This is a genomic window from Mariniflexile soesokkakense, from assembly GCF_039650365.1.
GTDB classification, from domain to species: Bacteria; Bacteroidota; Bacteroidia; order Flavobacteriales; family Flavobacteriaceae; genus Mariniflexile; species Mariniflexile soesokkakense.
In genome coordinates this window covers 79,707-99,070 of record NZ_JAZHYP010000006.1, presented here as the reverse complement: position 1 = coordinate 99,070, position 19,364 = coordinate 79,707, and the positions used below count along the sequence as shown (strand labels likewise).

The following is a 19,364-nucleotide window of genomic DNA, read 5'->3' as shown; positions in this document are numbered from 1 at the left end:
ATAATGTATTATGAAAAAAATGATTGTCCCAATTCTTGCACTCTTTTTTATGAGTTGTGAAGAAGAATTACAGAAAACAGTTGATTCTGCCACTGCTATTGAAGCTTTAACCGAATATGCAATAGTGAATAAGGTTTTTCAAGATGCTGGTAATAATAGCGGAGACGCTGTTTTAAGTTCTGAAAATTCAGCATCTAATTCAAAAATGAGTAAAACGAGTAGCGACGGCCCAATAATAACTGTTGAACCTTTGGATTTTACTACGTTTCCTAAAACCATAACTATTGATTATCAAGAGGGTGTGTTGTGCAAAGACGGCATAACACGTAAGGGAATAGCTACTATTATTTCTACCAATTGGTATGGTGTAGCAGGTAGTGAACATTCTACAACTTTTAACAACTATTACCATAACGATTATAAAGTTGAAGGGACACATTATGTGAAAAATTTAGGTAAAAATGGAACTGGTGATTTGCAATACAGTGTTATCATTGAAAATGGAAAAATTACCACAAACGCTGGTAAAACCATCAATTATACCGAAAATTCCACTAGAACTTGGGTTGCTGGCTCTGATACACCATTTAATATTTGGGATGATGAGTATATGTTAGACGGTATGCAATCTGGAATAAGTTCAAAAGGAGTTGAGTATTCATTAACTATAGAAGAATCATTACATTTTGTGTTATTACCAAGAGGTATTGAGTCTGGTATTTTAGATGTTAGCGTTGGAAGTATAGACAATATTAAATTAAATTATAACACTAAAATGATTACCATATTTGGTAAAGAATATCCTTTTGGAAACTAATTAAAGCATCAAAATAAAATAGAAAAGGGTTTGTTGAATATTCAACAAACCCTTTTCTATTTTATTTAAAACTGTTTTTTTTTTAGTTATTGGTTATTTTCCCATCAACCATCACCAGTTTTCTATCAGCTAAATTAGCAAGGTCTTCGTTGTGGGTTACAATCACGAAAGTTTGTCCAAATTCATCACGCAATTTAAAAAATAAGCTATGTAAATTTTCGGCAGATTCACTGTCTAAATTTCCTGAAGGTTCATCGGCAAAAATTAAATCAGGGTTATTTATTAGTGCTCTAGCAACAGCAACACGTTGCTGTTCTCCACCAGAAAGTTCGTTAGGCTTGTGGTGGTATCGATGTGATAATCCTAAAAAATCCAAGAGTTCTTTAGCTCGTTTTTCAGCATCAGCTTTTTTGGTGCCTTTAATAAAAGCAGGCAAGCAGGTGTTTTCCAGAGCAGTGAATTCAGGCAGTAACTGGTGAAACTGAAAAATAAATCCTATATGTTCGTTTCTAAACTTCGCTAAGGCTTTATCGTTAAGTCCATTAATGCTAATATTGTTTATGGCAAGTTCGTAGGCTTCTTTAGAAGAAGCTCTATCTAAAGTGCCCAAAATTTGTAATAAAGTTGTTTTTCCTGCACCCGAAGCACCTACAATAGAAACAACTTCACCTTTTTGTACATGAATATCTACGCCTTTAAGAACTTCTAAATCCTTATAAAATTTATGAATGTTTTTTGCTTGAATCATAACTGTAAAATAATAGCGTGAAAATACTACTTTAAGCTGTGCTGTACAATTAAGAATTGTTTTTATTGCTATGTTCTATTTATCCATTATATTTAACAAACATTCACCAAAATAAATTAATCAATTACGATGAAATCAACTTGGAGTAAATTACATTTAACGCTAAAGATTGGACTAATAGTATTCGTTTTGGGATCTGGACCTCTATTAATTTTATTAGGACTTGATACATTAGGAATAATTGACGCAGGAAATGGTGTAGGACCTGGAATATTAGCAATGCTAAGTTTTTATCCTTCAATAATTCTGATTATTATTGGTAGTATTATCACATACCGGAAAAGAAATAAATTGTCACTGTAAAACGTTTGCTAACACAAAATAAACTGCATTGAAAACGCAGATTATTAAGAACGTTAAGTATTACAAAAATCATTAAGAATGCCATATAAAAATTTTGAAGAATATAACATGCAGGTTACCGATGATGTGAAAGAGAGGTATAAAAACATTATTGAAGATTTAGGTGAAAATACCGAGCGCGATGGTTTGCTAAAAACGCCAGAGCGTGCTGCCAAAGCTATGCAGTTTTTAACACAGGGGTATCATCAAGACCCTATTGAAATTCTTAAAAGTGCCATGTTTAAGGAGAGTTATAACGAAATGGTTATTGTAAAGGACATTGAGTTGTATTCGCTTTGCGAGCACCATATTTTACCATTTTTTGGAAAAGCGCATATTGCTTATATACCAAATGGGCATATTGTTGGTTTGAGCAAATTACCCAGAATTGTTGATGTGTTTGCTCGCCGTTTGCAAGTGCAAGAGCGATTAACTGAACAAATTTTAGATTGTATTAACAACACTTTAAAACCTCAAGGTGTTGCGGTTGTTATTGAAGCGTCGCACATGTGTATGATGATGCGTGGTGTGCAAAAGCAAAATTCGGTAACCACCACCTCGGGTTTTCGTGGGCAATTTGAAAAAATTGAAACCAGAAATGAATTTTTAAAATTAATAGGGAAGTAGTTTGTGGTATATTTATTGCAATGTGTTCATTAACAATACAATATCATTATAAATGAATTTAGAAAAATTAAATAAATACAAAAAACTAGCATTAAGTATCGTATTCGATATTATTGGTTTTATAACCATCATAGATATTATTTGGGCTCCACTTTCGGGGTATTTAATAAGTAAAATGTATAAAGGAACCAAAGGTAAAGTAGCTGGAGTTATTTCGTTTTTAGAAGAGATTATACCAGGTTTAGACATTATCCCAACCTTTACTATTATGTGGTTTATAACTTATGTTTTTAGTAAGGAAGAAAAAACGATTATTGAAATTGAACAATAAAAAAATCCCTTTCAAACTTGAAAGGGATTTTTGCTTTTTACAAATTATAAGTCAATCCAACAGTTATGTTTCGTCCCATATTGAAAATACCATCAGGTTTTAAACGCGATAGGTGGTTGATATAGGTCTTGTTAGTCAAGTTAGTTCCAGATAAAGTAACAGCAGCTTCGTTTTTAAATAGTTTAAAGCTTCCACCCAATCCAGCACTTAATAAATTATAACCATTCGTACTGGTTTCAAAAGCACTGATATTATTTTGATTAAAAGTGGTTGTTAATTTTATAAATGAATAACCTTTATTTAACCACGGTTTATCAAACTCAACCCTTAAAATATTTGTTAACGAATTTGCAGGAATCAAAGGCAAGTAATCATTGTTAGCCTGTTTTCCTGTAACAGTTTCAAAACTCGATTCTATATGCAACCAATCTAAAGGGTGCGGGTGGATGTGTAACCCAACTTCACCTCCATATAAATTGGCATCGTTTTGTAAATAAAGAAAAACCGGCTTGTTGTCAATTTCGCTTCCGTCAGGCGATAGATAAATGTAGTTATTGATTTTGTTATAAAAACCGTTTACAAAAAACTCAACGTGTTCATTCTTAAATTCTAAAGCAATATCCGATTGGAAGTTTTGTTCATTATCTAAGTCAGGATTTCCAATTTCATAACGGTTGGTGCCTTCATGAGAACCATCGGAAGTTAACTCAGCTAAATTGGGTGCCCTAAATCCAGAGGCTAAATTTACACGTGCCGTAACGTTGTTGGCAATATTGGTTTTAAAACCTAAAGCACCGTTAAAACTATTGAAATCTTTTTGTAAACCCGTGGCAATATCAATGTGTCGGTTATCAAAGCGTGCACCCAATTGTACATCTACTTTTTCAAAGTGAATGTGAGATGTTGCTAAAACCCCTACATCATTTGTGGTAGCGTCGGGAATTAATTGTTCTTCTCCGTAATTGGAGTTTGTTTGGTTCATGCCTTGTACGCCAACTATGGTTTCAAATTTTCCTAATTTTGGCAGGGTGAATTTAACATCATAATTGGCTGTTTTTAACTTCATACGAAGTGCAGCTTCAAATGCTTCCTCATTATGTTCCTCATGCTCATCTTCTTCCTCATCTTCATCGTGATGGTGTTCTTCAAATTCTTTTCTATCATTATAGATATATCCTAAATTAATATCTAAACGAGATTTATTAAAGAACACAGTCGATTTTGAACTAAATAAATGGTTTGTGATATTTTGATAAGGAAGCATCGGTGTTTTAAGAGTTGATTGTTCTCCAATTTCTTCAGGAATACCTAGTTTTGAATTGTTTACATTGTAACGAAACTCCGTTTTAAAGCTATTTTTTTGGTAACCCAAGCCAGCTTTAAAATCTTGCTCTCTAAAACGTGTATTGGTAACGCGGTAGGTATTGGATTTGTAATCGGCATGTTCGGTTAAGCTTCCTCTAAATAGGAATTTAAAATGCTCGTCCGACGATTTGTATCCAGCATTGGTATTAAAACCCTGCGTATTGCTAAAATAATTACCACTAAAATCAGCACTAGAAGTATTGCTTTGAGAAAACTTTTCAGGATTTAAATAGAGCACACCACCAAGCGCATCACTACCATAGAGTAGAGAAGCGGGGCCTTTGATAACTTCAACACTTTCAATACCCGAATCGCTTAGCCCTAAACCGTGCTCATCTCCAAATTGTTGATTTTCCAAACGCACCCCTTGGGCATAAACCAATACCCGATTGGAACTTAACCCACGAATAACAGGTTTTCCAATACTCAAACCAGTTGTAACACTTTCAACACCAGCAATATTTGTAATACCATCTGATAAATTTACGGCACCTTTCGCTTTTAAATTTTGCATGGTTTTGTGTTCTACCTTCATCACATTTTCACTTTGAAGTTTATGAAACGGTGTAGAAACTATAACTGCTTCCATTTCAATGGCTGAAGGTGTTAAACTTATTTCTAAGTCGGTTGTGTTGGGTATGCTTACGTTTACCGATTTTGTTTCGTAACCTAATATGGAAACCAGAATTTTATAGTTACCAGAAGGAATGCTTTCTAAAGAGAAAAAACCGTTTTCATTGGTTGCGGTGCCTTTTTCAATTTCTGTAAAATAGATATTAGCATAAACCAAACCTTGTTTAGTATTGGCATCAACAACGGTTCCTTTTATTGAATTTTGTGCATATAAGTTTGTAATTGCTAGGAATAGCAACATATTTAATAATATTCGCATGTAGTAATTTTTTAATTTAATAATGTTTTTTACTGAATGGTTTTCAGTGAATGTGAAACTATTAAACTAAAAAAGGAGGTCCACGAAGTGCTGTTTGTAAACGTTGAAACCTACTTAAAAATTGATATTGGGAAACAATTTCTAAAGTGCTTTCTTTAGGAGAAATTAATTCAACATTAAAAAAAGTAATGGTGTAAGAAGTGCTTAATTTGAATTTATAAAAGTCACAATCTGTATTTATTTCGTGTAAATGCGTTGATTTTTCACCTTTACAAATATCGTGTTTATGATGCGCAAAAATATGAGCAAATTTAGCACCTGCAGGAACTAACAACAAAAATGCAAGCATTAATGTTATTATTTTAAAAGTGATATGTTCCTTTACTTCTTGCATTAATCTACAAAACGTTTCAGTCCAATGCGTTTTAACATCTTTTTTTCGAAATTCCAGAAAAATTTATATTGACCAAATAACCAGCCAAAGAAGACTAACATGAATTGGTACATGACGAATAACAAAACAATACGAATAAACCAATATCCAAAAGTTCCAAAGCTTTCAGAAGTAATGTTTAAATAATTTAAAATGGGTTGCCCTATAAATGATGCCGTAGAACCTGTAATAGCAAATACAATAAAAATTATAATTATTTGCCAATTCTGTTCAATACCCCAACGTTCTTTTAATTTTTCCACAAATCTTATTTAAGCTGCAAAAGTAATTAAACAAGTTTAAATTCTAGGAATAAATGGCCCTAATCTTTGGTTGTAATTAAGTTGAAAATAGATAAAGTAATTATATAACTTGTAATTTACTTCATAACCATAATCAATACCAGACCTATAATCAATTTGCATTTCATATAAATTCGGGTTGTAACGTTGTGGTTGTATAACACGATTGTTCCATTCATTTACATAAATTAAGTTTCTGTTTTCTAAATACTGTTGAGAATAGAAGCCTTCTGGTTTTGCAGAGCTTGCTAACCAATAATTAAAACCAGGTTCAATAATAATAATTTCGTATTCTAGTTCATCATTAGTAATACTTACAGTATCACTAAGCTTGGTGTTTTCTGATATTTCATTTTTATTAGAGGTAGTTGGCTTTGTAGTATTGCAACCAATTGCAAAACAACAAATGAGCAGAATGTATATAATTGATTTCATCTTTTTAAGTTTTAAGATTCTTAAGTCAAAACTACTACCCAATATACTTTTATAAAAGTTACAATGAGTGAACTCTGTTTTTGAGTTAGTATAACAGTCTTTTCTTTTTACTTAAAATTACAAAAACCATTCTTTAAATAGTTGCTTTTTAATTAGTTTAACAAAAAAATACCAAACATAAAGTTTGATATTTTTAATTTGAAACTCCAAACTTTTCACTTTTTAAATTTGGTTGTTAAAGGCACAAAAAAAGTCCTAACTACTAAGTTAGGACTTTTTAAATGGTTTAGGTAACAATTTTTGTTTCCTATTTTAAGATACTTATTATTTGTTCTGCTAATTCAGTGCCAATTCTATCTTGTGCTTCGTTTGTAGCAGCACCTGTATGAGGTGTTAATGATAAACCAGAATTCATTAATAATTGCATTTCTGGTTTTGGTTCGTTTTCAAAAACATCTAAGGCTGCACCTGCAACTTTACCGCTTTCAATAGCTGCAACTAGAGCTACTTCATCAACCACACCACCACGTGCAGCATTAGCAATAAACACCCCTTTTTTCATCATTTCGAATTCAGGAGCACCGATAACATACTCTTTTTGAGCAGGCACGTGTAAGGTAATAAAATCGGCTTGTTTTAAAACCTCTTCTTTAGAAATGGTTTTAATATTGAAGTTTACTTTTTGACCATCAAAGAAATCTAATTCTAAATTAGCGTTTTCAATAAACGGATCGAAAGCAATTACTTTCATACCGGCACCTAAGGCTACTTTTGCTGTTGCTTGACCAATTCTTCCAAATCCTAAAACGCCCAACGTTTTTCCTTTAAGTTCAACACCTTTAGCGTAAGCTTTCTTTAATTTGCCAAAGCTAACATCACCTTCAAGAGGCATCTCTCTGTTTGAGTTATGTAAAAAACGTGCTAATCCGTAAAAGTGACCAAATACTAATTCAGCCACAGAGTGTGACGAAGAAGCAGGCGTATTAATTACATGTAAGCCTTTACTTTTTGCATAGTCAACATCAATGTTATCCATACCAACACCACCACGACCAATAATTTTAATGCTTGGGCAAGCATCAATTAAGTCTTTGCGCACTGTTGTTGCACTACGCACTAATATAACGTCAATTTGTTTTTCGTTTATGTAATTTGCTAATTGTTCTTGTGCTACTGTTGTGGTAATCACTTCAAAGCCACCTTTTTCAAGAGCTTCTTTACCAGTTTGTGAAATACCGTCGTTTGCTAATACTTTCATTTGTTGTGTTTAAAGTTTAAAGTTTAAAAGTTTAAAGTTGAAATAACAGTTAACTTTTTACTTCAATTTATAATTTATAATTTATTTTTTCAAGTTTGAGTAAGTACTGAAAACTGTTACTGTGTACTGCAAACTAATTTTAAGCTTTACTTTCTAATTCGCTCATTACTTCTACAAGTGCTTTTACACTTTCTATAGGTAAAGCATTGTACATAGAGGCTCTGTATCCACCAACACTTCTGTGTCCGTTTACACCGCTAATTCCCGCTTCTTTAAGCATGGTTTCAAAAGTTTCCTTTAAATTTTCATTTTCTAAAGTGAATGTAGCATTCATTAAAGATCGATCTTCTTTTGCAGCAAAACCTTTAAATAATGGGTTTAAATCTATTTCAGAATACATTACTTGAGCTTTTAACTCGTTCATTTCTTCAATTGCTTTTAGTCCACCAAGGTTTTTTAACCATTCTAAAGTTAGCATAGAAGTATAAACCGAAAACACAGGTGGTGTATTGTACATACTGCCATTGTCAATATGAACTTTATAATCCATGATTGATGGAATATTGCGAGATACTTTTCCTAAGATATCTTCTCTAACAACTACAAGTGTTGTTCCAGCAGGTCCCATGTTTTTTTGAGCACCAGCGTAGATTAATCCAAATTGAGAAAAATCTAATTGACGTGAAAAAATATCACTACTCATATCGCAAACCATTGGAATGTCCGATTTTGGAAACGATTTCATTTGTGTTCCAAATATAGTATTATTTGATGTGCAGTGGAAATAATCGTAATCTGAAGGGATATCGTAAGCTTTAGGGATGTAATTAAAGTTTGCCTCTTTTGAAGACGCCACTTCGTAGATATCATCTAACTTTTTAGCTTCTTTAATGGCTTTTGCACTCCAAGCGCCCGTGTTTAAATAACCAGCCCTTTTTTCTAAAAGATTCATGGCAACCATTAAAAATTGAGTGCTAGCACCACCTTGTAAAAACAACGCTTTGTAACCTTTGCCTTCTAAACCCATAAGTTCTAATACTAATGCTCTGGCTTGTTCCATGACATCAATAAAACCTTTACTTCTATGGGATATTTCTAATATAGATAATCCTTCATTATTAAAATCAAGGACTGCTTGAGAAGATTTAAGAATTACTTCTTGTGGTAAAATACTTGGTCCTGCACTAAAGTTATGTTTCTTCATTTTGTTGTAGAATTTAAAGATGCAAAGTTGCTAATTAATTAGAAATTTAATGCTAAAAATTCAATAATTTTTTTAAGAAATTGCTAACAAAAATTCAATAGAATCGACACTATCCGCATAATCCCAAAGTTGAGGTTTTTGAGTAGCCCCAAATGCAATTTCGGTTTCTGAAAATCCGTTAGAAACAATGCACTGAATTTGACTCTTATCGGCCTTTAACTTTTCTTTTAATTGATTCACATCATCATAATATTCGTAAAAAACGGTGGCAATAGGTGAAGCGTAACTTGCATCTTCTTTAATCATTAAAAAACCATTTTCTAGCATATCAAATTCGCTCATTAAATAAACGGCTTTATTGTAGTCGTAATTATTAGCGTATTTTGCTTTATCAATAATAGGATGCCAATGGTACATACCATTAAAAAAGGCATCAAAATTATAGTTTTTAGGCACAAATAGCTTGGAAACGTTTCGGCACCCCAGTCCATAGTATCGAAAAATATCTTCTGAAAGGTTTTTTAAATCGGCTTCGGTTTCCTGCCCTGTTAAAACAGCAACCGAATTTCTGTTGTTTCTTAAAATAGATGGTTTTCCTTTAAAATAATATTCAAAATAACGCGCTGTATTGTTGCTGCCTGTGGCAATTACAGCATCAAAATTGTCTATTTTAGCTTCGGTAAAAGTGATTTTGCCTTTAAATTCAGGTTCAACAAATTCTAAATATTTAGCCAAATAGGGCAACAGGTGTTTATCGTTAGATGATTGTTTTACCAATACATCATGCCCCGTAATAAGTACCGATAAAAAATCGTGAAAGCCCACCAACGGAATATTCCCCGCCATTATAATAGCCACCTGTTTGGGTGTAATAGGACCTAAATTATATGGGGTAAGCCACTTGGTTAAATTATCGTGGGTTAAAGCAGCAACCCAACCGTTTATGGCAAACGCCATATTTTCTTTGGTAAACCAGCCATTATGTTCTTCTGCCAATTTTAATTGATGCTTAAAACCACCAAAGAATACTTCGTTGTGTTCAATATTATCTTTTTTTTGAATAATTTCATTAGAAAATTGACTTAAAAAATCTCCTAATTTCACAAATGCGTAAATTCTTTGTTGTAATTGCATGCTTAATTTGGTTATGAATACTTTTGGCGTTATTTTTGCGAATACAAAGTTAGAAAGAAAATACACTATGGCAATTATTATAACAGACGAATGTATAAATTGTGGTGCTTGCGAACCTGAGTGCCCAAATACAGCAATATATGAAGGCGCAGACGATTGGCGCTATAAAGACGGTACCAGTTTATCAGGTAAAGTGGTATTAACTAACGGTACTGAGGTTGATGCCGATGAAGCGCAAGAACCTGTAAGCGATGAACTTTATTACATTGTGCCCGATAAATGTACCGAGTGTAAAGGTTTCCATGATGAGCCACAATGTGCTGCGGTATGTCCTGTAGATTGTTGTGTGCCTGATGACGACCACGTTGAAACCGAAGAGGAGCTTTTAGCAAAACAACGCTTTATGCACCCAGAAGAGTAATTCAATTTACAATTGATAATTAACAATTAAAATGAATCCTGAGCGTTTGCTTGGGATTTTTTTTGTGCTTTATTAGCTCTATATATTTAAAGTGACTTTTGTTTTTGTAGGTGGATTTTTATTATATTTGTGAGTAATATGATGTGGATATAGACTGTTGTACTTTTTTAAGAGAAGTGTGCAATTGTTTATATCCAATTGTTAGCTTGCATTTAAAACGAACATCGAGAATTGAATAACAATAAGACAAAAATTCAAGAAGTATATATCCCATTTTTAATAGTTTCGATAGGAACTATTCTTTTTTACAATATTTTTCGTTGGGCTTTAGACATTAAACATGGGATTTTACCTTTGAAAGAAGACTTGTTGAATTTCTGGATTCCTTTTACTATTCCTTGGATACCAATTTTAATTTGGTTACGAAGAAGAATTCGAATTTTAAATATTAGAAGCAAAAGAGACAATGGATATTTCATTTATCAATTTGCTGTGGCAGCTGCAATTGCAGTACCAATAATTATAAGTCAAAACTATATTGAGAAAAGTTCTTTTGATTTAATACAAATCAATTCATTAGAAGAAATTAAAGAATTAAAAAAAGAAAAATACTTTAAAATAAACTATTTTGAAATCGACCGAAACTCGAGTCTCACATTTTCTACATCGAGAACATCAGGCAGATATAATGACAATCTAAATTTTTATCGCTATTTCGCTTGTCCTTTTAAGTTTTCTCAATCTATATGGTATGGAATTGAATTTAAGAAAAATTTAAGCAACCGTATTTCTGATGCCACAAAAAATTCAGAATATAGGCGGTTTATCAAAAAATCAACCAAAGATTTTGATAATTATAATTTTAATGATGTAACATATTTTGAAAAACTTGGAAATTCAGATAAGCGAGATGGATTTATCGAAGCTGTTCAAAGAGGTTTTACGGAAATAAATGAAAAGCAAGAAATTATTCTAATACCAAGAACTGATAATTTTAATAATAGATTAGGCAGTTCATTTTATTGGATTTTTGGCTCATTTGGAATTGGAGCAATAATTTTATTAGCTATGGTTTTAATACCAAAAATTGACGAACAAGAACTAACTGATTTTAAGAAAAATAAACCCTTAAAAGAAGATGATTTAAAAGATGTTTTAAGTTTTCTAAATCCATTTGGTGAAAATAAAGCTACGGCTATTCTTTTGCTTCTTAATATTATTGTGTTCATAGCTATGATTTTTTCTGGACTAAATATAGTGTCACCAACTCCATTAGAATTACTTGAAATTGGAGGTAGTAGAAGATTTGAAGTACTAAACGGAGAATATTGGAGGTTAATTACATCAATATTTATTCATAGTGGAGTTTTGCATTTATTTATGAACTTAATTGGTCTTGGTCTTGGAAGTAGTTTATTAGAAAAGGTTCTTGGTTCTGTTAAACTAATAGTAATTTATGTCATTTGTGGTATACTTGCAAGTCTTGCGAGTATCTATTGGCACGATAACACAATTAGCGTAGGAGCATCAGGAGCAATCTTTGGGCTTTATGGACTGATTTTGGCTTTTACAGTATTTAAAATTTACCCAAATTATATGCGTGGAATGACTTGGATGCTTTTAGGACTATATGCCGGTATAAGTTTATTATTTGGATTTTTTGGCGGAATTGATAATGCAGCTCATTTTGGCGGACTGATTAGCGGATTTGTTATTGGAGGAATATTAATTTTAATTGATAAGGAAGAACTGAAAAAAAACGCAAGCCAACAAAGAACTGAGCTCTAAAAAAACACATCTTTACAATCTAAAAACACTTCTCCGCAATATTTAAATGACACCTTTGTTATTTGCCGTTAAATACTCAAAGCATATACTTTAAATAATTAATGAATTAACTACATTTGCACTCGCAAAAACCAAAGTCTTGGTTTTGTATTTATTATTTTAACATTATTACAGATGAAAGCAGGCATTGTAGGATTACCAAACGTAGGGAAATCAACTTTATTTAATTGTTTATCAAACGCCAAGGCGCAAAGTGCAAATTTTCCGTTTTGTACCATAGAGCCTAATATAGGTGTGGTAAATGTGCCAGACAAACGTTTAGAAAAACTAACTGAATTGGTAAACCCTGTGCGTGTACAACCAGCAACCGTAGAGATTGTTGATATTGCAGGTTTGGTAAAAGGTGCCAGTAAAGGCGAAGGGCTGGGGAACCAGTTTTTGGCAAACATTCGCGAAACCGATGCTATTTTACACGTTTTGCGTTGTTTTGATAATGATAATATTGTACATGTTGATGGCAATGTAAACCCTATTCGCGATAAGGAAACCATCGATATGGAGCTCCAACTTAAAGACCTTGAAACGGTTGATAAAAAACTTGAAAAAGTAAAGCGTGCAGCAAAAACGGGTAATAAAGAGGCTCAAAAAGAAGAAGCGGTTTTATTAAAAATTAAAGCAGGTTTAGAAGCAGGAATTTCGGTTCGTGCACTGGAGTTTACTGAAGATGATTATGAAGATTTTGTAAAGCCATCGCAATTTATTACTGAAAAACCAGTGATGTATGTATGTAATGTAGACGAAGGATCGGCAGTATCGGGTAATAAATATGTAGAGTTGGTAAAAGATGCTGTAAAAGACGAAAACGCCGAAGTTTTGGTGTTGGCAGTAGGTACAGAAGCCGATATTAACGAGTTAGACGATTATGATGAACGCCAAATGTTCTTACAGGATATTGGATTGGATGAAGCAGGTTCTGCGAAGTTAATACGTGCAGCTTATAAGCTTTTAAAACAGCAAACGTATTTTACTGCGGGTGTAAAAGAAGTGCGTGCTTGGACTATAGATATTGGTGCTTCTGCACCACAAGCAGCAGGCGTTATCCATACCGATTTTGAAAAGGGCTTTATTAGAGCCGAAGTTATTGGTTATGATGATTATGTGTCTTTTGGAAGTGAGGCAAAAGTAAAAGAAGCAGGCAAAATGCGCGTTGAAGGAAAAAATTACATTGTGAAAGATGGCGATGTGATGCACTTCCTGTTTAATGTGTAGTTTTATTAGATAGTTAGATCCTTAATTTTTAGATACTTCGCTTTTAGAAAAAAGCTCGTATAAATACGTCATTGCGAACGCAGTGAAGCAATCTGTTTGTCATTTCCCTAATCATGGTTTTAGGTAAAAATAAAAAGATTGCTTTGTCGTGCCTCCGCGCAATGACGCTGTGTTTGAACATCGTAATTTCGTTTTACATTAAAATCTTATAATTTCCGCATCGTTTATATTCGCTTCATGCAATCTAAAAACAAATTTATTTCAGGCATTTTAATAGGGATTTTAGGCATCGTTCTATTTTCATCAAAAGCCGTTATGGTAAAACTGGCGTATCAATATCAAGTGGATGCCTTGAGTCTTTTGTTGTTGCGTATGGTTTTTTCATTTCCTTTTTACTTGATTATTGCTATTATTTATAGCCGTAAAGAAAATCCAGCAATTGTTTTTAAAAACGATTATTATTGGCTTGCCTTTTTTGGGATAGTAGGCTACTATTTATCCAGTTATTTCGATTTTGTGGGATTGGTATTTATAAAAGCAAGTTTAGAGCGTATTATATTGTTTTTGTATCCAACCATTATCATTGTTTTTAATAAGTTGTTTCTTAAAAAACCAATCAATTTAACACAAGTGCTGGCTATATCTCTAACCTATATTGGCATTCTTATCACCTTTTGGGGCGAAGTGGCTATTTCGGGTACTGATACCTATATCGGCGGATTTTTCATATTACTTTGTGCATTAACTTACGCCTCTTATTTAGTGGGTAGCGGTTGGTTGATACCAAAGTTTGGTGTGGTTAAGTTCACATCCTACGCCATGATTATTTCGTGTATTTGTGTGTTTATTCATTTTGGCTTGTTTTCTAAAGTAGATATTTTTGGTCTGCAATGGGAAGTGTATTTGTTAGGGTTTTTAATAGCAATTTTTGCTACCGTTATTCCTTCTTATTTGGTGTCTGAATCAATCAACCGTATCAGTTCTTCAAATTTTGCGGTTATTGCAGGTTTCGGTCCCATTTCAACTATTATATTAGCAGGTGTTTTTTTAAATGAAATACTTACATTATTACAGTTATTTGGTGCTTTAGTGGTTATTTTTGGTATCTTATTAGTCTCTTTAAAAAAGGAAAAGGCTAGCAAATAGGGGTTCTCAACAAAATCTGTATGATATTGTTAATTACTTTGTGTAATGGCAGTTTCATTTTTTATAGGGTTGTATTATATTAGCGTCCAATCACGAAATTTTACTCAATTCTATGGCTGAATTAACCAATTATACTGAAGACAATATACGGTCATTAGACTGGAAAGAGCATATCCGTATGCGTCCAGGAATGTATATTGGTAAATTGGGTGATGGGTCTTCACCAGATGATGGTATTTACATTCTTTTAAAAGAGGTTTTAGACAACTCCATTGATGAATATGTCATGGGAGCAGGAAAAACCATTGAAATTTCTATTCAAGGTAGTAAAGTAACTGTTAGGGATTACGGTCGTGGTATTCCGTTAGGAAAAGTAGTAGACGTGGTTTCTAAAATGAATACTGGTGGGAAATACGATTCGAAAGCCTTTAAAAAATCGGTTGGATTAAATGGTGTAGGTACTAAAGCGGTAAATGCTTTATCATCTTTTTTCAGAGTTGAATCTACACGTGATAATAAATCGGCTTCCGCAGAATTTGAACAGGGTAATCTAATAAATCAGGATTTATTAGACGATACAACACGGCGAAAAGGAACTAAAGTGTCTTTTGTCCCAGACGATATCATTTTTAAAAATTATAAGTACAGAAATGAATACATCGTTAAAATGCTTAAAAATTATGTGTATTTAAACCCAGGTTTAACCATAGTTTTTAATGGTGAAAAGTATTTTAGCGAACATGGACTTAAAGATTTATTGTCTGAAAACATTAACGAATCCGATAGAGCATATCCTATTATTCACTTGAGAGGAGACGATATTGAAGTTGCTTTAACACATAGTAAAACACAATATAGCGAAGAGTACCATTCGTTTGTAAACGGACAAAATACTACACAGGGCGGCACGCATTTAAATGCGTTTAGAGAAGGGTTGGTTAAAACCATTCGCGAGTTTTATGGGAAGAATTTCGATCCATCTGACATTCGAAAATCTGTTGTAAGTGCCATTGCTATTAAAGTCATGGAGCCTGTTTTTGAAAGTCAAACCAAAACCAAATTGGGTTCTACCGATATGGGTGGCGATTTACCAACAGTTCGGACGTATATCACCGATTTTTTAAAAACCTATTTAGATAATTATTTACACAAAAATCCAGATACGGCCGATAAAATCCAACGTAAAATTCTGCAAGCAGAACGGGAACGTAAAGAACTTTCTGGTATTCGTAAATTGGCTAAAGACCGCGCTAAATCTGCCAGTCTTCATAATAAAAAATTGCGTGATTGCCGAGTGCATTTTGGCGATACTAAAAACGAACGCAATTTAGAGTCAACCTTGTTTATTACCGAGGGTGATTCGGCTTCAGGAAGTATCACCAAATCGCGGGATGTAAACACACAGGCAGTTTTCAGTTTAAAAGGTAAACCATTGAATTGCTATGGTTTAACTAAAAAAATTGTATATGAAAACGAAGAGTTTAATTTGTTACAAGCAGCACTTAACATTGAAGAATCTTTAGAGGATTTACGCTATAACAATGTGGTAATTGCCACTGATGCCGATGTGGATGGGATGCATATTCGATTGTTGCTAATAACTTTCTTTTTGCAATTCTTCCCAGAAGTTATTAAAGAAGGACATTTATACATTTTACAAACCCCTTTATTTCGTGTAAGAAATAAAAAAGAAACTATTTATTGTTATTCTGAAGATGAGCGTAGAAGTGCTATAGAAAAATTAAAACCAAAACCCGAGATAACCCGATTTAAAGGACTTGGTGAAATATCGCCGGATGAATTTGTACATTTTATTGGTGAGAACATTCGTTTAGATCCTGTAATGCTTGATGATAATATGTCTATTGAAGATTTGTTATCTTTTTATATGGGAAAAAACACACCAACACGCCAAGAATTTATAATCGATAATTTAAAAGTAGAACTAGACATTTTAGAAGAGAATTAAACTATAATTATGTTATATAATAAGAATAAAAAAACAGAAGTTAAGCGTAATTATGACTATTTATCCGTAGTTAATCATAAAATAGCAATAATAAAAAATGCAAGAAAGTTAGGCAAAACTAAACTGAACGGCGCCCCTAAAAATAAAAGAAGTTAATGATTGAAGAAGGTGACGATTTAATTAACGACCAAGACGAGCCAAAAGAAACCATTACCCGTGTTACGGGCATGTATAAAGATTGGTTTTTAGATTACGCATCGTACGTTATATTAGAACGTGCTGTTCCCGCTATTGAAGACGGTTTTAAACCCGTGCAACGCCGTATTATGCACTCTATGAAAGATTTAGATGATGGGCGTTACAACAAAGTAGCCAATATAGTGGGGCATACTATGCAATACCATCCGCATGGAGATGCTAGTATTGCAGATGCCATGGTGCAAATAGGCCAGAAAGATTTGCTGATAGATACACAAGGTAACTGGGGGAATATTTTAACTGGCGATAGTGCTGCCGCATCACGTTATATAGAAGCACGCTTATCAAAATTCGCTTTAGATGTTGTTTACAATCCTAAAATAACCGAATGGCAGGCGTCCTATGATGGTCGTCGTAAAGAACCAGTTAACTTACCCGTTATGTTTCCGTTGTTACTGGCTCAAGGCGGCGAAGGTATTGCGGTTGGACTTTCAACTAAAATATTACCACATAATTTTATTGAACTTATTGATGCTTCCATCAAACATTTACAAGGCAAACGTTTCACCATTTTTCCAGATTTTCCAACAGCAGGTATTGCCGATTTTTCCAATTATAACGATGGTTTAAGAGGTGGGCGAGTACGTGTGCGTGCTAAAATATCTCAGTTAGATAAAAATACATTGGCCATTACCGAAATCCCGTTTGGAACCACTACATCATCGCTTATAGATTCTGTTTTAAAAGCAAATGATAAAGGGAAAATTAAGATTAAAAAGATTGAAGACAATACCGCTGCTGAGGTTGAAATTTTAATTCATTTGCCTTCTGGGTTATCACCCGATAAAACCATCGATGCACTGTATGCATTCACCAGTTGCGAATCATCTATTTCGCCATTAGGTTGTGTTATCGAAGATAATAAACCGTTGTTTGTTGGCGTTACAGAAATGTTGCGTCGCTCTACCGATAACACCGTTCAACTTTTAAAACAAGAACTGGAAATACGCCTAGGAGAGTTTGAAGAACAGTGGCATTTTGCTTCTTTGGAACGAATTTTTATTGAAAACAGAATTTATCGAGATATTGAAGAAGAAGAAACTTGGGAAGGAGTTATAAGTGCGATTGATAAAGGACTGAAACCTCATATTCAACATTTAAAACGTGCCATTACCGTAGAAGATATTGAGCGTTTAACAGAAATAAGAATTAAGCGTATTTCGAAATTTGATATAGATAAAGCACAGCAAAAAATTGATGCTTTAGAAGAACAAATTGCCGAAGTAAAGCATCATTTAGCAAATCTTATAGATTATGCCATCGCCTATTTTACAAGGCTAAAAAAGGAGTATGGCGCAGGGCGTGAGCGTAAAACGGAAATCCGTACGTTTGATGATGTAGATGCTACCAAAGTGGTTATTAGAAACACCAAACTCTACGTGAATAGGGAAGAGGGCTTTGTTGGGACATCGTTACGTAAAGACGAATATGTTTGCGACTGTAGCGATATAGACGATATTATTGTATTTACCAAAGAAGGTAAAATGATGGTGACCAAAGTCGATTCTAAAACCTTTATTGGTAAAGATATTATTAATGTAGAAGTGTTTGATAAAAAAGACAGTCGTACTATTTACAACATGATTTATCGAGATGGTAAAAGTGGTCCGTCTTATATAAAACGTTTTTCGGTTACTGGGATTACCCGTGATAAGGAATACGATTTAACCAATGGAAATAAAGGCTCTACAGTATTGTATTTTTCTGCAAACCCAAATGGAGAAGCAGAGGTTGTTAGTATTTTGCTTCGTCAAGCTGGTAGCATTAAGAAGTTAAAATGGGATATCGATTTTGCCGATATTTTGATAAAAGGTCGAAATTCCAAAGGAAACCTAGTTACTAAATATCCTGTAAAAAAAGTAGAATTAAAAGAGAAAGGTATTTCAACCTTAAAGCCACGTAAAATATGGTTTGATGATGCCGTACAGCGCTTGAATGTGGATGGTAGAGGCGAATTGTTAGGCGAATTTAGAGGAGAAGACCGCATACTAATTATCAACCAAAAAGGGATAGCAAAAACCATAATTCCAGAAGTAACCACACATTTTGATAGCGATATGATTGTGATGGAAAAGTGGATTCCTAAAAAACCTATATCAGCTATCTATTTTGATGGAGAAAAAGAACGCTATTTTGTAAAACGTTTTTTAATTGAAAATGAGAATAAAGAGGAATGTTTTATTTCAAGCCATGATAAATCTCATTTAGAAATTGTTTCTACCGATTGGATTCCTATGGCTGAAATTGAGTTTACTAAAGAGCGTGGAGTAGATAGAAAAGACAATTTACTTGTAAACTTAGAAGAGTTTATTGCTGTAAAAGGAATTAATGCACTAGGAAATCAACTGACTAAGGATAAAGTGAATCAAATTAGTTTGTTAGAACCGTTGCCTTATGAAGCACCTGAAGAAGTACATGCCGATGATTTAGAAGTTGTAGATGAAGAAGATGTTACATCAGTTTCCAATGACACTACAGAAGATGATACCAAAAAAAGTGATGATTCTGATTCTAAAAGTGATGAGGATAAATTAGACGATAAAGGACAAACCAAACTATTTTAAA

Annotated in this window: 18 protein-coding genes; 10 read left to right on the top strand and 8 right to left on the bottom strand. The window is 33.3% G+C overall.

The window, feature by feature from the left end; genetic code table 11:
• Positions 1 to 10 precede the first annotated feature (10 nt).
• Positions 11 to 817 (top strand): hypothetical protein, encoded by an 807-nt coding sequence (locus tag VP395_RS12500; RefSeq protein ID WP_346242354.1) that lies wholly within the window; start codon positions 11 to 13, stop codon positions 815 to 817.
• Between the two features lie 82 nt (positions 818 to 899).
• Here VP395_RS12500 and VP395_RS12495 read toward each other — a convergent pair whose 3' ends face one another.
• A complete protein-coding gene (locus tag VP395_RS12495; RefSeq protein ID WP_346242353.1) occupies positions 900 to 1,565 on the bottom strand; it encodes an ABC transporter ATP-binding protein in 666 nt (221 codons plus the stop codon).
• Between the two features lie 129 nt (positions 1,566 to 1,694).
• Between VP395_RS12495 and VP395_RS12490 the strand changes: the two genes are divergently transcribed.
• The 3 genes from VP395_RS12490 (at position 1,695) to VP395_RS12480 (ending at position 2,925) form a co-directional block, all read left to right on the top strand.
• A complete protein-coding gene (locus VP395_RS12490; protein ID WP_346242352.1) occupies positions 1,695 to 1,928 on the top strand; it encodes a hypothetical protein in 234 nt (77 codons plus the stop codon).
• A 78-nt stretch (positions 1,929 to 2,006) separates the two neighbouring features.
• Complete coding sequence (folE, locus tag VP395_RS12485) at positions 2,007 to 2,594, top strand: GTP cyclohydrolase I FolE (protein WP_346242351.1); 588 nt, start codon at positions 2,007 to 2,009, stop codon at positions 2,592 to 2,594.
• A gap of 52 nt (positions 2,595 to 2,646) precedes the next feature.
• Positions 2,647 to 2,925, top strand: a complete 279-nt coding sequence (locus VP395_RS12480) for a hypothetical protein (RefSeq protein WP_346242350.1) — start codon at positions 2,647 to 2,649, stop codon at positions 2,923 to 2,925.
• 37 nt (positions 2,926 to 2,962) lie between these two features.
• Here the strand turns inward: VP395_RS12480 and VP395_RS12475 are convergent, their stop codons facing one another.
• The 7 genes from VP395_RS12475 to VP395_RS12445 all read right to left on the bottom strand — a co-directional run bounded on the left by VP395_RS12475 (position 2,963) and on the right by VP395_RS12445 (position 9,948).
• Positions 2,963 to 5,182 carry a TonB-dependent receptor gene (locus VP395_RS12475; RefSeq protein WP_346242349.1) on the bottom strand — a complete coding sequence of 740 codons (2,220 nt, stop codon included), beginning with the start codon at positions 5,180 to 5,182 and terminating at the stop codon, positions 2,963 to 2,965.
• Positions 5,183 to 5,243: 61 nt separating this feature from the next.
• A complete protein-coding gene (locus VP395_RS12470) occupies positions 5,244 to 5,576 on the bottom strand; it encodes a hypothetical protein (RefSeq protein ID WP_346242348.1) in 333 nt (110 codons plus the stop codon).
• Positions 5,576 to 5,878, bottom strand: coding sequence for a DUF6787 family protein (locus VP395_RS12465; protein WP_346242347.1), 303 nt, complete (start codon positions 5,876 to 5,878; stop codon positions 5,576 to 5,578). Before VP395_RS12465 ends, VP395_RS12470 begins: the two co-directional genes overlap by 1 nt.
• A gap of 36 nt (positions 5,879 to 5,914) precedes the next feature.
• Positions 5,915 to 6,352: a DUF6146 family protein gene (locus VP395_RS12460; protein ID WP_346242346.1), complete on the bottom strand. Its 438-nt coding sequence runs from the start codon at positions 6,350 to 6,352 to the stop codon at positions 5,915 to 5,917.
• Between the two features lie 307 nt (positions 6,353 to 6,659).
• Positions 6,660 to 7,610: a D-2-hydroxyacid dehydrogenase gene (locus tag VP395_RS12455; protein ID WP_346242345.1), complete on the bottom strand. Its 951-nt coding sequence runs from the start codon at positions 7,608 to 7,610 to the stop codon at positions 6,660 to 6,662.
• A gap of 139 nt (positions 7,611 to 7,749) precedes the next feature.
• Positions 7,750 to 8,814 (bottom strand): 3-phosphoserine/phosphohydroxythreonine transaminase, encoded by a 1,065-nt coding sequence (gene serC / locus VP395_RS12450; RefSeq protein WP_346242344.1) that lies wholly within the window; start codon positions 8,812 to 8,814, stop codon positions 7,750 to 7,752.
• A gap of 72 nt (positions 8,815 to 8,886) precedes the next feature.
• Positions 8,887 to 9,948 (bottom strand): acyl-CoA reductase, encoded by a 1,062-nt coding sequence (locus VP395_RS12445; protein WP_346242343.1) that lies wholly within the window; start codon positions 9,946 to 9,948, stop codon positions 8,887 to 8,889.
• 67 nt (positions 9,949 to 10,015) lie between these two features.
• Here VP395_RS12445 and VP395_RS12440 point away from each other — a divergent pair, with 67 nt between their 5' ends.
• From VP395_RS12440 to VP395_RS12415, 6 genes are all read left to right on the top strand, one after another.
• Complete coding sequence (locus tag VP395_RS12440) at positions 10,016 to 10,369, top strand: 4Fe-4S dicluster domain-containing protein (protein WP_346242342.1); 354 nt, start codon at positions 10,016 to 10,018, stop codon at positions 10,367 to 10,369.
• Positions 10,370 to 10,600: 231 nt separating this feature from the next.
• Positions 10,601 to 12,157, top strand: a complete 1,557-nt coding sequence (locus tag VP395_RS12435; RefSeq protein ID WP_346242341.1) for a rhomboid family intramembrane serine protease — start codon at positions 10,601 to 10,603, stop codon at positions 12,155 to 12,157.
• A 174-nt stretch (positions 12,158 to 12,331) separates the two neighbouring features.
• The gene (gene ychF / locus VP395_RS12430) at positions 12,332 to 13,426 is read left to right on the top strand and encodes a redox-regulated ATPase YchF (protein ID WP_346242340.1); all 1,095 of its coding nucleotides are present in this window, start codon (positions 12,332 to 12,334) and stop codon (positions 13,424 to 13,426) included.
• A gap of 237 nt (positions 13,427 to 13,663) precedes the next feature.
• A complete protein-coding gene (locus VP395_RS12425) occupies positions 13,664 to 14,572 on the top strand; it encodes a DMT family transporter (protein ID WP_346242339.1) in 909 nt (302 codons plus the stop codon).
• Positions 14,573 to 14,684: 112 nt separating this feature from the next.
• The gene (locus tag VP395_RS12420) at positions 14,685 to 16,541 is read left to right on the top strand and encodes a DNA topoisomerase IV subunit B (protein ID WP_346242338.1); all 1,857 of its coding nucleotides are present in this window, start codon (positions 14,685 to 14,687) and stop codon (positions 16,539 to 16,541) included.
• 155 nt (positions 16,542 to 16,696) lie between these two features.
• Positions 16,697 to 19,363, top strand: a complete 2,667-nt coding sequence (locus VP395_RS12415; protein ID WP_346242337.1) for a DNA gyrase/topoisomerase IV subunit A — start codon at positions 16,697 to 16,699, stop codon at positions 19,361 to 19,363.
• The last annotated feature ends 1 nt before the right edge of the window (position 19,364 follow it).

Coding starts and splice junctions, on each gene's coding strand:
- VP395_RS12500 (WP_346242354.1), top strand. CDS start 11: ATGAAAAAAATGATTGTCCCAATTCTTGCACTCTTTTTTATGAGTTGT.
- VP395_RS12470 (WP_346242348.1), bottom strand. CDS start 5,576: ATGCAAGAAGTAAAGGAACATATCACTTTTAAAATAATAACATTAATG.
- VP395_RS12490 (WP_346242352.1), top strand. CDS start 1,695: ATGAAATCAACTTGGAGTAAATTACATTTAACGCTAAAGATTGGACTA.
- serC (WP_346242344.1), bottom strand. CDS start 8,814: ATGAAGAAACATAACTTTAGTGCAGGACCAAGTATTTTACCACAAGAA.
- VP395_RS12440 (WP_346242342.1), top strand. CDS start 10,016: ATGGCAATTATTATAACAGACGAATGTATAAATTGTGGTGCTTGCGAA.
- VP395_RS12425 (WP_346242339.1), top strand. CDS start 13,664: ATGCAATCTAAAAACAAATTTATTTCAGGCATTTTAATAGGGATTTTA.
- VP395_RS12455 (WP_346242345.1), bottom strand. CDS start 7,610: ATGAAAGTATTAGCAAACGACGGTATTTCACAAACTGGTAAAGAAGCT.
- VP395_RS12460 (WP_346242346.1), bottom strand. CDS start 6,352: ATGAAATCAATTATATACATTCTGCTCATTTGTTGTTTTGCAATTGGT.
- VP395_RS12495 (WP_346242353.1), bottom strand. CDS start 1,565: ATGATTCAAGCAAAAAACATTCATAAATTTTATAAGGATTTAGAAGTT.
- VP395_RS12445 (WP_346242343.1), bottom strand. CDS start 9,948: ATGCAATTACAACAAAGAATTTACGCATTTGTGAAATTAGGAGATTTT.
- VP395_RS12415 (WP_346242337.1), top strand. CDS start 16,697: ATGATTGAAGAAGGTGACGATTTAATTAACGACCAAGACGAGCCAAAA.
- folE (WP_346242351.1), top strand. CDS start 2,007: ATGCCATATAAAAATTTTGAAGAATATAACATGCAGGTTACCGATGAT.
- VP395_RS12480 (WP_346242350.1), top strand. CDS start 2,647: ATGAATTTAGAAAAATTAAATAAATACAAAAAACTAGCATTAAGTATC.
- VP395_RS12475 (WP_346242349.1), bottom strand. CDS start 5,182: ATGCGAATATTATTAAATATGTTGCTATTCCTAGCAATTACAAACTTA.
- VP395_RS12420 (WP_346242338.1), top strand. CDS start 14,685: ATGGCTGAATTAACCAATTATACTGAAGACAATATACGGTCATTAGAC.
- ychF (WP_346242340.1), top strand. CDS start 12,332: ATGAAAGCAGGCATTGTAGGATTACCAAACGTAGGGAAATCAACTTTA.